The organism is Lactococcus petauri, from assembly GCF_023499275.1.
Lineage (GTDB): Bacteria > Bacillota > Bacilli > Lactobacillales > Streptococcaceae > Lactococcus > Lactococcus petauri.
Genome location: NZ_CP094882.1, coordinates 185868 through 202683 on the forward strand (window position 1 = coordinate 185868; position 16816 = coordinate 202683).

The 16816-nt window shown below is 41.8% G+C and carries 9 protein-coding genes; 6 read left to right on the forward strand and 3 right to left on the reverse strand.

Annotated features, from left to right (window positions below; all coding sequences use genetic code 11):
- Positions 1 to 64 precede the first annotated feature (64 nt).
- From radA to ald, 4 genes are all read left to right on the forward strand, one after another.
- Positions 65 to 1426 (forward strand): DNA repair protein RadA, encoded by a 1362-nt coding sequence (radA, locus tag lgb_RS01000; RefSeq protein WP_029345652.1) that lies wholly within the window; start codon positions 65 to 67, stop codon positions 1424 to 1426.
- 131 nt (positions 1427 to 1557) lie between these two features.
- Positions 1558 to 2634: a PIN/TRAM domain-containing protein gene (locus tag lgb_RS01005; protein WP_019291422.1), complete on the forward strand. Its 1077-nt coding sequence runs from the start codon at positions 1558 to 1560 to the stop codon at positions 2632 to 2634.
- A gap of 22 nt (positions 2635 to 2656) precedes the next feature.
- A complete protein-coding gene (locus lgb_RS01010) occupies positions 2657 to 3286 on the forward strand; it encodes a pyridoxamine 5'-phosphate oxidase family protein (RefSeq protein WP_019292996.1) in 630 nt (209 codons plus the stop codon).
- A gap of 186 nt (positions 3287 to 3472) precedes the next feature.
- Positions 3473 to 4594: an alanine dehydrogenase gene (ald, locus tag lgb_RS01015; protein WP_019291420.1), complete on the forward strand. Its 1122-nt coding sequence runs from the start codon at positions 3473 to 3475 to the stop codon at positions 4592 to 4594.
- 30 nt (positions 4595 to 4624) lie between these two features.
- Here ald and lgb_RS01020 read toward each other — a convergent pair whose 3' ends face one another.
- Positions 4625 to 5119 (reverse strand): GNAT family N-acetyltransferase, encoded by a 495-nt coding sequence (locus tag lgb_RS01020; RefSeq protein ID WP_019291419.1) that lies wholly within the window; start codon positions 5117 to 5119, stop codon positions 4625 to 4627.
- 145 nt (positions 5120 to 5264) lie between these two features.
- Here lgb_RS01020 and gltX point away from each other — a divergent pair, with 145 nt between their 5' ends.
- The gene (gltX, locus tag lgb_RS01025; RefSeq protein ID WP_249663227.1) at positions 5265 to 6704 is read left to right on the forward strand and encodes a glutamate--tRNA ligase; all 1440 of its coding nucleotides are present in this window, start codon (positions 5265 to 5267) and stop codon (positions 6702 to 6704) included.
- A 26-nt stretch (positions 6705 to 6730) separates the two neighbouring features.
- On the opposite strand, the gene lgb_RS01030 is transcribed toward gltX, so the two are convergent.
- Positions 6731 to 7684: a zinc-dependent alcohol dehydrogenase family protein gene (locus lgb_RS01030; protein WP_029345651.1), complete on the reverse strand. Its 954-nt coding sequence runs from the start codon at positions 7682 to 7684 to the stop codon at positions 6731 to 6733.
- 248 nt (positions 7685 to 7932) lie between these two features.
- Between lgb_RS01030 and lgb_RS01035 the strand changes: the two genes are divergently transcribed.
- Positions 7933 to 14301, forward strand: coding sequence for a SpaA isopeptide-forming pilin-related protein (locus tag lgb_RS01035; protein WP_249663228.1), 6369 nt, complete (start codon positions 7933 to 7935; stop codon positions 14299 to 14301).
- 72 nt (positions 14302 to 14373) lie between these two features.
- Here the strand turns inward: lgb_RS01035 and lgb_RS01040 are convergent, their stop codons facing one another.
- A complete protein-coding gene (locus lgb_RS01040; RefSeq protein ID WP_019292992.1) occupies positions 14374 to 16671 on the reverse strand; it encodes a Xaa-Pro dipeptidyl-peptidase in 2298 nt (765 codons plus the stop codon).
- Positions 16672 to 16816 lie beyond the last annotated feature (145 nt).

A 16816-nucleotide genomic window follows, 5' to 3' on the forward strand; every position in this document is an offset into this window, starting at 1 on the left:
CATAATTATTTTAACAAAAATACGAATAAAAGTCTATAAGAATAATAGAAATGAGGACTTCAAAATAGCTAAAAAAAAATCAACCTTTCTTTGTCAAGAATGTGGCTATAAATCAGTAAAAAAACTCGGACGTTGTCCCAATTGTGGCGCTTGGGGCTCCTTTGTAGAAGAAGTAGAAGTCCAAGAGGTAAAAAATCAGAGAGTAAGTTTGACAGGTGAGCACTCTAAACCCATGAAGTTAGATCAGGTTGAACTTTTTGATACACCGCGCGTGGAAACCGACCTAGATGAGTTTAACCGAGTCCTTGGAGGCGGTGTCGTTCCAGGAAGTCTTGTCCTTATTGGGGGCGATCCAGGGATTGGTAAATCGACTCTGCTGCTTCAAGTATCTACACAACTTGCTTCAAGAGGGCGTGTGCTTTATGTGAGTGGGGAGGAGTCAGCTCAACAAATTAAGCTGCGTGCTGAGCGTTTGGGAGACATTGATACAGATTTTTATCTTTATGCCGAAACCAATATGCAAAGTATCCGAAATGAAGTGGAACGTCTACAGCCAGATTTTCTTATTGTAGATTCGATTCAAACTATCATGACGCCTGAAATTCAGAGTACCCAGGGTTCAGTTAGTCAAGTGCGCGAGGTGACAGGAGAATTAATGCAGTTGGCCAAAACTAACGATATTGCGACTTTTATTGTCGGACATGTCACCAAGGAAGGGCAACTTGCAGGACCACGTATGTTGGAACATATGGTTGATACCGTCTTGTATTTTGAAGGAGAACGCCAAAATACATTCCGAATTTTACGCGCGGTCAAAAACCGTTTTGGTTCAACAAATGAAATTGGAATTTTCGAGATGCAAGGCAGTGGTTTAGTGGAAGTAACCAACCCGAGTGAAGTCTTTCTGGAAGAACGTCTAGAGGGTTCTACCGGATCTGCTATCGTCTGTGCGTTAGAAGGTACTCGTCCGATATTGGTTGAAATTCAAGCTTTGACAACACCAACCATGTTTGGGAATGCCAAACGTACAACCTCCGGTTTAGACTTTAACCGTGTGAGTTTAATCATGGCAGTACTTGAAAAGCGTGCCGGTTTTCTTTTACAACAGCAAGATGCTTACTTGAAATCTGCAGGTGGGGTCAAGTTGGATGAACCAGCCATCGACTTGGCAGTCGCTGTGGCAATTGCTTCCAGCTATAAGGAAGAGCCAACAGATGCACGTGAATGCTTTATTGGCGAAATTGGCCTAACTGGAGAAATCCGACGTGTCACACGTATGGAGCAACGTCTCAATGAAGCAAGTAAATTAGGTTTCCAAAAAGTATATGCGCCTAAGAATAGCTTAGCAGGTGTAGATATTCCAGAAAATTTGCAAGTGATCGGCGTGACGACTTTATCTGAATGTTTGAAAAAAGTGTTTGGCTAAGAAAAAGCTTTGTGAGTCAAGATGTCATAATCGTAATGGGACAAACAAGTATCTTGTTATGATGTGTGATATAATTGACACAGAGCTTTTTAGTTATAAAAAATTGAGGCTATGTACAGAAAGGAAGTCTTATGCGTCGTTGGATAATTCATGTTCTCATGGGTATTGTGGGTGCTTCTTTAGGCATCACTACTCTCCCTTGGGTTTGGCACCTCTTTAGACAAGAGGGAAATGCTTTTAATCAGGAAATTGTAAATGGGTTAATTGGAGCAATTATTTTTGTTATTTTATCATTCTTTATGTCCAATTTGCTGATGCGAGCATTGAAAAAACTAGATCAAAAAATCACGAGAGTCAATCTTTCAAAAATGGTATTTAATTTTATTGGTGCTATTTTAGGTCTGACCGTAGGTGTGCTTTTAACGATTCCTCTCTCTTTACTTGGGGTACCAGTATTAAGCAACATCATTTCCTTTGTGCTGATTATTGGTCTGCTTTATCTTGGCTATACGGTCTTTGATAAGCGAGGAGATGAAATCTTTAAAATCGTTTTTCGTAAACGTAAAGAAGTCGCTGCAGTGGATAAGCCCGTGGTCAAAGAAGTCGTTACAGCTCAACATGCTATGATTTTGGATACAAGTTCGGTTATTGACGGACGTATTTTGGATGTATTAAAAACAGGTTTTATCAGTGATAAAGTAATTGTACCTAATTTTGTATTACTAGAGCTCCAGCTCATTTCAGATAGTGCTGATCCCTTGAAACGTGCCAAGGGTCGCCGTGGTTTGGATCTCGTAAATTCCTTAAAAGAATTTGACAATGTTGAAATTTCTAATAAAGACTATAAGGACATACGCGAGGTTGACACTAAACTGCTTCGCTATGCTAGCGAAATCGGTGCGAAGTTAGTCACAAACGATTTTAATCTCAACAAAGTAGCGGAGATCCAAGGCGTAATCGTCCTAAACATTAATGATCTTGCAAACGCCGTTAAGACACAACTGGTGGTTGGGGAGCAGATTGAAGTAACAATCATTCGTGAAGGTTCTGAACGTCAGCAAGGTGTAGCCTATCTACCAGATGGTACAATGATTGTCATTGAAGATACGGCCAAAATGATTGATAAAAAAGTGTTGGTTGAGGTTGCAAAAGTTCTGCAAACAAGTGCAGGACGTATGATTTTTGCTGAGCTTGTTCATCCAAAATAGTTAAACAAAAATAAGGAGAAACATGTACTTTAAGCGTTTTTTACAACTTTTTCTTATCTATGTACTAGCAGCACTTGTCCTTGTTGGTATTATTTCAACAAATTTTTTGCAAAATAAAAATCTGACTTTTATCCTAGCTTTACTTATCTCCTACGCAGTACTAACCTTGCCCTTGGTTCTTTTGACCGTGTTGAAAACCAATAAAAAAGCAACGAGTGTTGGTGCTCAAGGTCAAGGAGGTGAAGTACGACGTATATTGGGACTTCTTCCGGGTTACCTTGCTTTGAGTTGTTTAACAAAAGATGGGGGATCAGCAACGACGATTATGAGTTTTATCCAATCAGTCCATGAAGAAAATATATTTTACATGGTAGCTGATAAGCATGCCCGTAAAGTACAAAGCATTAAGGAAAATCCTGAGGTCTCTTTCACTACATGGTTTGATAGTTTAGAGAAGGGGGAGCGGTTATCCTCAAATAACGTGTATGCCGAAGTCTTAGAAGAAGCGGCAGCAAAAGAATGTGTTAAACAGGAACCTAATCTACTGAAGGTGCATGAAAATGCGGCAAATATGGCCATTATCAAACTTACGGTTAAATCCTTGGTTCATGAAAACTTTAAAGAAGGTAGCCACATAATAGAATTTAATTGAAGTCTTTTTAGACTTCTTTTTTGTTACACAGATACAAAAAATACGTATAAGTTCATAGTTGCAATAAAACTTTAGAAATGTTATTCTAATTATGAAGGCGGTTACATTTTCGCTTTTGTCGTATTATGGTTTCAAACAAAAAAGGGGAAAAGCCCCGAAGCATATATCTATATGGAGGATAATTTGATGAAAATAGGTGTTCCAACAGAGATCAAAAAACACGAATATCGTGTAGGACTTGCACCAGAATTTGCTGCAGCTTATGTTGCCGCTGGACATGATGTCTATATTCAAAAAGGGGCAGGTGAAGGCTCATCATATTCCGATGAACTTTACACAGCAGTTGGCTGTAATATCTTACCAACTGCCGAGGATATTTATGAAACAGCGGATATGATTATAAAGGTCAAAGAACCGCTTGAGCCAGAATATTCATTGATGCGTGAGGGACAAATATTTTATACCTATTTCCATTTAGCAGCAGATAAAGCATTGACAGAAGCTGTTTTAGATAAGAAAATTGTCGCGATTGCCTATGAAACCATCCGCGACCGTAACGGTGCACTGCCAGCGCTTAAACCCATGTCTGAAATTGCAGGGCGTTTATCAGTCCAAGAAGGTGCGAAATACTTGGAACGTCCTTTTGGAGGACGTGGTGTTCTTCTTGGAGGAGTGACTGGCGTTCTTCCAGCAAATGTTTTGGTACTTGGTGGTGCAGGAGTTGTTGGTCGTAATGCTGTCGCTATGGCTGTTGGGCTTCATGCTAATGTTACTGCAGTCGATGTGAATTTAGATGCCTTAACTGAGCTTGATAAGCTCTATCAAGGGCGTGTAAACACGGTTTACAGCACTGATCATACGGTAAAAGATCTGATTTCTAAAGCAGACTTAGTGATTGGAGCTGCGCTTATCCCTGGTGCAGCTACACCACAGCTTATTCGCCGTGAACATTTACCATTGATGAAAAAAGGTGCAGTTATTGTCGATGTGGCAATTGATCAAGGAGGAACTTGTGAAAGTTCTCATGTGACTTATCATGACAACCCTGTTTTTGAAGAAGAAGGTGTTATCCACTATTGTGTTGGTAATATGCCTGGTGCTGTCCCTGTAACTTCGACAGCAGCTTTAAATAACGCAACTCTCGCAAATGGTTTAGCTATAGCAAACAAAGGTTATAAAGAAGCCTTGAGAGCTAACTCAGGTCTGAAAGAGGGACTAAATGCAGACCATGGTAAGTTGACATGTAAACCTGTTGCTGATTTCTATAACATGGTTTACACAGACATTGATGAAGTTATAAGTAATTAAATAAAAAAGCGCTGCCTGAGCAGCGTTTTTTTATAGAGGAAGAACCATGTTGTACCATGTTTCTCCTGCAAGTTGTGAGTCAGAAATTCCTTTTGAAACGAATCCATAACGTTCGTAGTAAGGAATAAGGCTTTCTACACAAGTCAAGCTGATGCCTTGACGGCTTTCCTCAGCTGCAGCTTCTTTCATCAAATCCAGTAATGAAGTAGCAATACCAAGTCCTTGGTATTCACTATCTACAGCGAGGCTAACGATAATTTGAAAGCGGTCAGTCGGAAGACTTGCTTCTGTTTTTTCAAACATATCGTCTGTCAGATAACATTTATCAGAAGTTGGGCCCACAAGAATGCCGACCACTTTACCTTCTTCATTTCGAGCGACGAAAAAGCGCTCAGGAATGACTTGGATACGTTCTAACATTGAAGCGCGTGAGAGTACCTCATCCGCTGGGAAAGAAGTCTCTTCAATGTGCATCACATCATCAATGTCTGTGATTTTTGCTTTGTCATATGTAATTTTAGTCATATCTCTATTCTAACATGGTCCTCCTTGTCGAGTCAATGAAGCTTGTGTTTCTTTAATTACAGTATGATTTTATAATGACTCACTGTTAGAAACATTGCTCATAATATGATAAAATAAAAAGGATCGAAACTAACAGGAGAAAACTATGTCTAATAACATTCGTGTGCGCTATGCGCCATCACCAACTGGGCTTTTACATATCGGTAATGCCCGTACTGCACTTTTTAACTATCTTTTTGCGCGTCATTATGATGGAGATTTCATCATTCGTATCGAAGATACAGACCGCGAACGTCATGTGGAAGATGGGGAACGTTCTCAACTTGAAAACTTACGTTGGTTGGGGATTGACTGGGATGAAAGTCCAGAAACACATGAAAACTATCGCCAATCTGAACGGTTGGAACTTTACCAAAAATATATTAATCAACTTTTGAGTGAAGGAAAGGCTTATTACTCTTACAAAACGCCAGAAGAGCTTGAAGCTGATCATGAAGCACAAGAAGCAGCAGGTGTTGCACCTCATTATGTCAATGAATATGCTGGGATGTCAGAGGCTGAGAAAGAAGCTTACATCGCTGAACGCAAAGCTGCAGGAATTACACCGGTTGTTCGTATTTCTGTAAATGAAACAGCCATTTACAAATGGACAGATATGGTTAAAGGCGATATCGAATTTGAAGGTGGGAACATTGGCGGTGATTGGGTTATTCAAAAACGCGATGGTTACCCAACTTACAACTTTGCTGTAGTAGTGGACGACCATGACATGCAAATTTCACACGTTATTCGTGGAGATGATCACATTGCGAATACACCAAAACAGTTAATGGTTTATGAAGCTTTAGGATGGGAAGCGCCTGTCTTTGGGCACATGACATTGATTATTAACTCTGAAACAGGGAAAAAGTTGTCTAAACGTGATACCAACACGCTTCAATTTATCGAAGATTACCGTAAAAAAGGTTTCATGGCTGATGCTATTTTCAACTTTATCGCTCTCTTAGGTTGGAACCCGGGTGGTGAACAAGAAAAATTCAGCCCAGAAGAACTGGTGAAACTTTTTGATGAAAAACGTTTGAGTAAATCTCCGGCAGCCTTTGACCAAAAGAAATTGGAATGGATGGACAACGAGTACATCAAGCATGCAGAGTTTGAGCCTGTCTTTGAATTGACAAAACCTTTCCTTGAAGAAGCTGGACGCTTTGATGAGCGTGCTGAAGAACTGGTTAAGCTCTACAAACCACAAATGAAATATGCTGAAGAAATTCTGGAGTTAACAGACCTCTTCTTTGGTGAATTCCCAGAAATCACAGACGAAGCCCGTCAAATGATGGAATTGGAAACTTCACCAGTTGCGGTAGGCGCTTTCCGCGCGAAACTTGAAAACTTAGAAGATTTTACTGCTGAAAACATCTTCCCGCTTTTCAAAGAAACGCAAAAAGAAACAGGAGTTAAAGGAAAAAATCTTTGGATGCCAATCCGTATCGCTGCTTCTGGTAGCATGCACGGCCCAGAATTACCTGAAACAATCGCTCTTTTAGGCAAAGAAAAAGTCCTTGAACATATGGCACAGTTTTTATAAAAAGCCGCAAGTAATAAACGCACGAGTTAGAGCTCGTGCGTTTTTTTTATGAATGAAATTAACCGTTTGTTTTTTTGCGGATATTTTAAAGACGAGATAAGCTGGTCATAAGGGATGATTTCCACGGCTTGGTTGAGGAGTAAACGTCTATCAGCAACCAAGTTAGCCAGAGTCTGCATGATTTTTTGCCACTCTTCGGGACTGAGTTTAGCATTCCAATGCCGCAGATGAAAGATACCGATGTCAATAGGTAGTTCGGCTATTTTCCCCCAGTTGACCTGTTCGCCCGAAAGGAGCCCAAGAGCTTGAAACTTTCCACCCGATCGGACACAAGCAGCTAAATCTGTCCCATCCTGTCCACCGACACAATCAATGGCAGCATCTACTTCGAGATCAACCAAGTCTGTACGTAATTCCTGAGCACCGCGCTCCTTTAGGAGGTGGTGCTTTTTACTGTCGCGTGTAATAGCGATAAAGTCAAATCCCAGTATCTGTGAAAGTTGGGCAAAGATTTGACCAATAGTAGAACCAGCAGCATTTACAGCAAGTTTTTGACCAGGTTTTAATGCAAGAACTTCTGTACAGAGAAGCCAAGCTGTCAAAGGGTTGATGTAAAGCTGACTAGCGGAAATCAAATCAAGAGTATCAGGAACAAAAAATGCATGAGATATAGGGCATTTGACAAAAGTTTGCCAAGTGCCTTCCCCTTCCAAGGGTAAAACACGTTGACCGATAAGTTTGCGCGAAAGTGCGCAGCCAACATCTGCGACAAGACCAACCCCTTCATAGCCTGCAGTAGCAGGAAGGCTTATCCTGTGCGCATATGCACCGGTCATTGGGATTAAATCTGAAGGATTGACCGGAGCATAAAGCATTTTTACAAGAAGTTCTTGGGGCTGTAAACTTGGTTGACACCTTTCTTTGAGTCTTAGGACTTGATGAGGCGAGCCATAACTTTCGTAGCTGAATGATGAGTACATGATTTTATTATAGCAAACTTATAAATTTTAAGAGACGGCTATAATTTTCCTTCAAAAATATATCTTAGTGTAAAGTTGCAAAAAGATTACGATAAAGTTTATTTGCTTCTTTTTAGTAATCAAAGAAAAAGCTTTGGCAAAAAGTAAACTTATGTTAAACTTAGTGTGTATAATGTGTCTTTTAGGTTAAAAATGTGTACAAATTATCCTATAGGCGTTGAGAAAATATTAAGAAGGAGTAAAGTTGGATGAAGAGTAAAAGACTCTACAAAGTCGTACGCTTACTTATGATCGTCTCTCTTGTGGTTCAAGCCTTGCTACCAGCATTAGCTATCGCAGAAACCATAGACAAGGAAGAAAAAAACGGTCGCACGACTTTGAACAAGGCGCAGTGGGAAGATGAAAAGGATCTTCAAACTGTTATTGTAGAAGGAAAGGTTGAAAAGGGTACTGCGGAAGATAATCAACCTGAAGCCATCGTTTTGAAAGGCGCAGACTTTGAGAACGTCACAACAGAAGAAAAAATCTCCGGCCTCACAGAAGGCAGCTATAAGTTGGAAGGCAATAAAGTGCTTTTAAACTTAACGGAGCAGAGCGAGGGAAATTTCGCTTTGAAACTTCACGTTGTGAAAGATTCTTTAGTCAATGGAAAAGAGATTGAAGTCACTATAGGGGATCAAGTGCTCACTCTTCCGATTAAGCTTGAAGAAACAGATAAAGAAAAACCAACAGATGATGAGAAAACATCTGATAAGGAAGCCGAAACCAAACCTGAAAAGGAAACAAAGCCTGAACAAGAAAGCTCAACTTCTAAGAAGCAAGTTGGCAATATCGCAGATAAGGAGCGTGGCTTACCTTTTGCCATGACAGAGCTTCTGCCTAATGCAGCAGGTCTTCCTTGGGACATCGCTAAAGACAGTAAGGTTTCAGACCCTGATACAGATAGCTTAGCAGACATGGGCTTCACGGATGTTCCTGGCGCTCATGATGGACGTATCTGGACAGACAAAACAGTTCGTCACGACCTCGGAAGCTTGGACGATGATCAGTTTGAAGTAACACTCTCTGCTTTGGCGCAAAGTGCACCTATACGTGCCGGTTATCAAATTCCTGCGGATACTGTCTTTACCATTGACGTTTCTGGAAGTATGACTCGTGTCGATCCTGGCGCAGGACGTTCACGTATCGCTCTTCTGGTTGATGCGCTTAATGAAGCTATTGGTATCTTGCAAGATGCTAACCCGCTCAATCGTGTAGCTGTAGTAGCTTATGGTGGCCGTACAGGTGGTTTTGCCCGTGTCGAAAATGTTTTTGCTCTCGGCAGATATAACCCTAACAGTAATGGTGCTTTCTTTACCATGACAGGGAACTCCCAAGTCAATGTTGTGGCAACTGCTGTAACTGGTTCAGGTGGACAAGTTAAAGTTAATAACTTTGTTTCACAAGGTTCAACGCCAACCCAGTGGGGGATTCGTGAAGCCAGTCGTATTCTGGAAAACGTAACTGACCAACAAGTTGAGGTTCCTGTGACAAATGATGCTGGGGAAGAAGAAAATCCAGTAAGAGTAACACGTCGTCCTAATCTTATCCTAATGACCGATGGTGAACCAACCATGGGTCGTCCTGACTTTGACTTTGATGCTTTAACTCCAGTAACTGTTGGTCCAAATGGTAATCAACTCGTAGCGAGCGACGGTGATTTCTATGGAGATGGTAGTTATGGTGAGCAAGGTCTAGCTGTAATGACAGCCTTGACAGCCGCCTATCGTGGCAAAACAGTCCTTAATCACTATTTTCCAAATGGAAATGTTGCAGGCGATGCACCAACTCAACCTGCAGCAGATATCGGCTTCTTTAGTATCTCTTTAGGAAAACAAGACACAGAAGCCGGTCAAAACTTAATCAGTGCAACATTGAATCCTACGCCGGAAAATACAGACAAGGTCGGACCAAATGTTCGTCATCAGATGGGCTTGACTGGGACATCAGCAGGACCAACAGCTGCTACACCAACCTTAACAACGCTCTTTAATAACTTTGCTACGAATGGTGCAACAGGAAACTTCCAAGCGCAATTTAGACAAGCCTTTGGGACATATCAATGGAATAACACTAAGAGTACAGTTAATATCAGAAATAACGCTTCTGTAGAACTTTCAACAACGGACATTGCTTATGCAGATGAGTTTTTCAAAGCGGATGACTTACAGACCTTGCGCGATGCCTTTATCTCGATTACCAACAGTATTCAAGATACAGGGAACAGCGAAATTTTAGGCGGAAACGGGAACGGCACAAACTTGGGTTCAGGTACACTGGATTTCTCTGATGTCTTGGGCAAATACATGAGCTTTGACGGTCTGACTAATATCGAGTTCCCAGCACCAAATGGTGGAACATTTACCTATAATATTTCAGAGGTTGATGCACACCGTGAAGATTTTATTAAAACATTAACACAGCAAATCCGTCTTCCTGACGGCAACTTTATTGATGCTACAACAGCAGCAAGCATCCTTGATAATCGCCCAGATAATGTCATTACTTATTTTACAAATGACCAAGGGCGCTATATCGGTCTTACGGCTGACGGAGCAGCGACGAAGGCACAGGTTTACCCTATCTGGGGCGAAATTGAAAACCAAGTCGACTCTGCAGTAAATAATGTGAGCGGTCTCCTCTTTACTGTCCATACGGCACTCATAGATCATACTTTTACCTCAGACTATGGTTCAGCAGAGCATAAGTCAGGTTATAGAGAACTCCAAGCCAAGGATCAGTTTGTGCATTGGAGCATTCCTGCGCATCTCATTCCTGAACGTACAGTTCAGCAGAACGAAGATGGAACAGTTAGTATTACAGGGAACACTTCACCTATACAGGCAAGATTCAATGTTGGTTTAGATGAAGCACGCGTAGAAGAAGCTTTACTTGCAGGAGAAGCCCTCCCAACAAACTTCTTCTCTAACTACTGGGATAATGACGCAAACAGCTCTTTTGCAACCTTTGAGCCGTCTACTGAAAATCCCTTTTATAACTTTGATGGTGCAAGAATTGTAGGAAAAACTGCCAATCCGACAAATACCAAAGCTCATGTCAGCCGACAACTGGTCGAAGCAGATCCAACAGCTCCAGCAGGACAAGATGGGCGTATTGTTACCAATCTCTTGGGAAATAACGGTACATTTGCTCTTGATTACTATGGACAAATCAGACTAGAAAAAGAATTTATTTTCCTTGATGAAAATGGTAACCGTGTCAACTCTGATGGAGCTATACCAGCTGGCGTTACACTCCGACCATTGACCTTTACAATCACAGGTCCAAATAATTTTGAGGAAACAGTGACTTTTGACCCAGATAAGTTTACACTAGAAAATGGCAAATGGCACTTTGACTTACCAGAATATCTGCCAGCAGGCGTTTACACCATCAAAGAAGCGGGCGGAGATGTTGAGCAGGCTGACCCAGGTTATACACATATGCCGGGAGAGTTTGACCAAACCGTAACCGTAATACCGGGTGGTGTAGCCACAGCAAGCTTTGTCAATGTTTATGTGCAACCCCAACTTAATACACCTTCCTTACGTATTATGAAATTCTTCCACGGCTTGCCAGCGGACACTTATCCAGCAGACTTTGAAATTCTTATCGAGTATCTTGGAGATGGAAACCCACAACCGGGCAACGGAGATGTATGGACTCTTAATACAACAACGGGGTATTATGAAACAAGAGTGAGCCGAGCAGATGCGATGGCAGGAACATCCTTCATCGGTATCCATGAAGGGCAGTACAGAATCAGCGAGCTTAATGCGGATAATGTCAAAGATGCAGGCTATATCCTCTCCAACAGCACTTGGGCTTATCGTCAGCTTGGAGCAGGAAATCAAGATAATTATGGCAGTGGTCAAGGTCTGGAACCCGTAACGGTGACGATTGGAGCAGCAGAAGATGTGAGCTTTAGATTTGATAACTTTTACCAAAAACTAGGTTCATTGGATTTGAGTAAAACGTTTGAAAATATCCCGCTTGATCGCATTCCAGATGACTTCTATCTTACTGTGACTAACGACAATGGGGATGAAATTGGTCGCTTAACGAAAGCGCAGATTCTCAATGATGAAAAAATCATCCTTGCGGACCAACTACCACCGGGCCGTTACACCATTCAAGAACATAACTATGAGATTGAAAATTGGAGACTTGAAGCTGTAGCCTTTATCAACGGTGCAGCAGAAGTTGGAATGCCTGACCCAATCTGGCATTTCGATGTCCCAGGACTTATCGGAAATAGCGATGTTACCATTAATATCGTCAACAGATACGTGTTCACTGCGGAACCTATCGAACCACCGCTTCCTCCCGTTTATCCGCTCCAAATGACCAAGGTTGACCAATATGGCAATCATGTCGCTGGTGCAGAGTTTGATCTGGAAGTCTTCGATACCTCATTAAATGGAGGTGCAGGTGATTGGAGAATCCTTGTCAAAGGTCTTCAGTCAAATAGTGATGGTTTAGTACGTTATGTGGTCACTGAACCAGGACGCTATCGTTTCCATGAAACGCAAGCTCCTGGAGGCTACCAACTCCCAGATGATCCTTATAGCGAGGAGCGAGAAGTGGTAGATGGGAACACAGACACCATTTACTTCCCTAATATGGTCAACACACTCACCGCACGTATCCAACTTCATAAGACAGATGTGGAGGGTGAAGGCTTAGCAGGTGCCGTCTTCAAGGTTGAATATAGAGCGGCTGAAACGGATAACTGGTCAACTTATGCAGAAGGTATGACAACTGGAGCAGGTGGTTATCTCGGCCTTAATGTCGAAAACGATGGTTATTATCGCTTCATTGAAACGCAAGCACCAGATGGTTTTGTCTTAGATAGTACACCACGTGAAGTTCATGTTAATGCAGGAGAAACTGGAGATACCATCTTTAATGTTGATGGTGTGGTTAACCGTCCGTACGCAAGTATCCAGCTACGTAAGACAGATGTGGAAGGTCAAAATCTAGCAGGAGCTGTCTTCAAGGTTGAATTCAGTGAAAACAAAAATGGCCCTTGGGAAACTGTTGCAGAAAACTTAACTTCTGGCGACGATGGTCTTGTCAAGCTTGAAGATATCGAAAAAGATGGTTATTACCGCTTTATTGAGACAGTAGCGCCAGCTGGCTTTGTCTTAGACAGCGAACCACGTCAAGTCCATGTAACCGCAGGTGTAGGGGGACAAGTCCTCTTCTCTGCTGGCGATATGGCAAACCGACCAATCGCAAGTATTCAATTGCGTAAGATTGATGCAGAGGGTCAAAACCTCGCTGACGCTGTCTTCAAGGTTGAGTTCAGTGCAGACGGCAATGAACCTTGGGAAACCATTGCGGAAGCCTTAACTTCTGGTAATAATGGTCTTGTCAAACTTGATGTTGAAAAAGACGGCTACTATCGTTTTGTTGAAACGCAAGCGCCATCCGGCTTTGTCACCGATGGTAGCCCACGCCAAGTTTATGTTAATGTTGGCGAGACAGGGGAAACAAGCTTTGATGCTGGAACGATGATTAACCATGAGAAAGAAGCACCTATTTCACGTATCCAACTGCGCAAGACAGATGAAGCCGGTCAAAACCTAGCAGGCGCTATCTTCAAGGTTGAATTTAGTGAAAACGAAAATGGACCTTGGGAAACTTACGAGGAAGGTTTATCTTCTGGAACAGACGGTCTTGTTACGACGGTTGTCGAAAAAGAAGGCTACTACCGTTTTATCGAAACACAAGCACCAAACGGCTTTATCCTTGATAGCACTCCACGTCAAGTGAAAGAAAAAGTTACGATAGGAGATACAGGCGAAGCCCTCTTTGAGGCTGAAAATATGGTCAATATACGTAATGCTCGTATCCAACTTCGTAAGACAGATGAAGCCGGTCAAAATCTAGCAGGTGCCGTCTTCAAGGTTGAATACAGTGAAAACGTGAATGGTCCATGGGAAACTTACAGAGAAGATTTAGAATCTAAAGCAGATGGTCTTGTGAGTACTGAGGTAGACAAAGCAGGTTTCTACCGCTTTATCGAAACAGAAGCACCAGACGGCTTTATCTTAGATAGTGAGCCACGTCAAGTGCCACAAGAGGTAACAATGGGAGGTGAAGAGCAAGCACTCTTTGATGCTGGAACGATGGAAAATAAACCAGTCGAGCCAGAAACTCCAACACCCCCAACACATCACTATGCTATCCAACTTCTGAAAGTTAATGAACAAGATAATCCACTTCAAGGTGCTGTCTTTAAGGTAGAAACCGAAGATGGAGAAATTGTAGCACAAAATGTGAAGTCAAACGCGGACGGATTGGTAACAGTTACTGTACCAGGTCCAGGTAAATACCGCTTTGTCGAAATCCAAGCGCCATCCGGCTACAAGTTAGATAAGACACCGCAATATGTCACTATTGCAGAAGAAGATGGCTCGGGTGTCTTTGATGCCGGTAAGTTGGTTAATAAACCAAAACCACGTCTTCCGATTGTCGGAGATAACTTAGGGCTATGGCTCTTGACTTCTGGTCTAATCTTCCTTCTTGGTGCAGGTTTTGTATTATACAAGAAGAAAAAAATCAAAATTTAAGAAAGTCTTTGAAGTAAGGGATTTCCTAAAATAAAAAAATACTCAAGCTCTTTAAACTTGAGTATTTTTCTTTTATTTGTTACTTACAGGGAGAATAATCTTAGACGAACCAAGGTCTACTTCATAAGTCATCTCACGATTATCTCGTACGGTATGTTCGAAGTCTGTACTGTAAAGCAAGAGACGGAGCTTGTCACCTTTTTCCAGCTGATGAAGCGTCGGCTGAAGTTTAAGGTTTACGGTCAGCCACTCGTTTTCCTCGACAGGACTGATTGTAAGCAAATCCTCACGGTTTTGCAGATTGAGGAAGCCTTTAGTCATAAGTTGATAAGGGCTATCCACCAGAGGAATCTCCATCAGATTTTCCAGCATAAAATTACGGCCACGGTCCAGAGCTTTCAAGTCCAGAGTTTGTGCGTTTTCTGAGAGGCGTTTCTTGTTACCAAAGTCAAGAAGTTGCGCAGAGAGAAGGGCTTTACTGTCATTGACTTTGATTTTGAGGTTCAGCTCGACTTGACCGTTCACCATCATGTCTTCTGCTACTTCTAAGTCAACCACAGCTGTTTGAGCTTTGCCTTCATACAAATCTTTTTTGAAAGTATGGAAATCTTTGCTGTAAGCCTTAAAAATCTCTTCATCGTAATGATTGTCAAATTTTAGGATAGAAGCTGCTGTTTTGCCAAGTGGCAATTTAACCGTTTCTGCACTGCCCCAGTCGGCTACCCCTGTCCAACTTTGGGCTTTGCCATTTTCTTGTAAAACAAGAGGAGGTAAGTTCAAAGTCAACTTGCGATCTAAGAGCTTAGCGGTGAAATAACTGTTGATGGTTTCGCTAAAGTCGATGGATTGCCAATTGTTCATATAAATATGGGCGCCGCGGTGTAAGAAGGCGTGTTTAACCGTTTCTTTGGGCAGAGCTTGCCAAAAATGATAGGCTTGATCTGGTGTAACATTCCAGTCTTGTAAACCATGCACAATCAAAACATCTGCCTTGGTATTTTTTGCCTGTGGCAAATAGTTTCTATCGTGCCAATATTGGTTATAATCGCCGGTGGAGCGCTCAAGAGACTCAAGCATTTGAGAAAGGTGAGCTTCATATTGCGTATTATGCGCAAGGAAGTCAGCACCTTGAAGATTACGCGAATAAGTCAATGCTGCTAAAACATCTAAATCTTCACCGGGATAGCCGCCTGGTGAGCGGACCAAGCCATTTTCACGGTAATAAGAGTACCAAGAGGTAATACCGGCTTCGGCTAAAATCACTTCTAGACCATCAATGCCGGTAGTTGCTGCACCATAAGCCATTGTACCCAAGTAGGATTTACCAGTCATCGCGACTTTGCCGTTGGCCCAATCTGCAGTCACTTCTTGTGTTCTCTTGCGAGAAGTAAAAGCACGCGCTCGACCATTGAGCCAGTCAATTGCAGCAGTCATACTATAAATTTGTTGGTAATCACCTGAAGTTTGAAAACCATCTGAATCTAAAGTTCCGACACCGGCAACATAAAGTGAAGCAAAACCACGCGCTAAGAAATAATCGTTCAGTGAATAAGTCCAACCGTGCGTGAACTTTTGAGTGGCTGTTTCAGGAGTAGCTTCTAGAGCAGGTTCTTTTTCGTAGTCTGGAAGAGTAGGAAGTTGTGTTGTAACCTTGATTTTTCCAGGCGCTTTTTCTTCTAAAGATACATTCATGTCGTGCAATTGTTTGTCATTGGCGATTTCATTTATCCCCAGATGGTAAGGACTTGCGGTCATGACTGCTGGCAATTGCCCCTCGAATACGGGACGAATAATCTGTACTTTAATCAAATCATTTTTTCCAGTACGATAAGTATCGACTTTAGATTCGACCCAGACTGTTTCCCGTATCAGATTTGCAGTATCAAAAGTAGCGAGCGATTTGTCATTGAAAAAATGGTAGGTATTGCTTAAAGGAAGCAAACCTTCAGATACCCAATGTTCAACCAATGTCATCCCGTTTTTGCGACGACTACAAAGAAGGAGGTAAAGTGCGCTGATGAGGTTTTCACTGTGGAGTGCTTCCTCATCGATCATCGGTAGATTTACAGATTTTGCAAAAGCTTCTGCTTGGTCCACTTGAAACTCAAAATTAGGTACAAATCCCAACAATTGCAAACTCACCGTCCAAAAGATATTCCATGTGAGTGCTTCATCTGAAGTTAGGAATTCTTGGAAAGAGGCTGTCGGTGTCGCTTGAATGCTTTCACTGTCGACAGGTGCAACCATTAAAAAGTTTTTAAGGATTTTCTTTTCTTCCCAAAAAACAGACCAAGTAAAGCCGAGATGATCCAGCTCAATAAGCTGTTCATCAAAGGTTTTTTCAACGATGGAAAAGTGATTAAATTTCATGCAATATCTTCCTTTCGATACACTATTATAGCCATTATATCAGAAAAGAGCCTTTGCTGCTTTGGCACATATCTTACGTGAAGAAGCAAAAAAGAAAAAGGCTTTACTTGAGCAGTAGATAAAAAGAGTGCTATAATGAAGGAGT

Bases quoted from the DNA above. Each gene is read 5' to 3' on its own strand.
- lgb_RS01040 (WP_019292992.1), bottom strand. From the start codon at position 16,671: ATGAAATTTAATCACTTTTCCATCGTTGAAAAAACCTTTGATGAACAG.
- ald (WP_019291420.1), top strand. From the start codon at position 3,473: ATGAAAATAGGTGTTCCAACAGAGATCAAAAAACACGAATATCGTGTA.
- lgb_RS01005 (WP_019291422.1), top strand. From the start codon at position 1,558: ATGCGTCGTTGGATAATTCATGTTCTCATGGGTATTGTGGGTGCTTCT.
- lgb_RS01020 (WP_019291419.1), bottom strand. From the start codon at position 5,119: ATGACTAAAATTACATATGACAAAGCAAAAATCACAGACATTGATGAT.
- lgb_RS01035 (WP_249663228.1), top strand. From the start codon at position 7,933: ATGAAGAGTAAAAGACTCTACAAAGTCGTACGCTTACTTATGATCGTC.
- lgb_RS01010 (WP_019292996.1), top strand. From the start codon at position 2,657: ATGTACTTTAAGCGTTTTTTACAACTTTTTCTTATCTATGTACTAGCA.
- gltX (WP_249663227.1), top strand. From the start codon at position 5,265: ATGTCTAATAACATTCGTGTGCGCTATGCGCCATCACCAACTGGGCTT.
- lgb_RS01030 (WP_029345651.1), bottom strand. From the start codon at position 7,684: ATGTACTCATCATTCAGCTACGAAAGTTATGGCTCGCCTCATCAAGTC.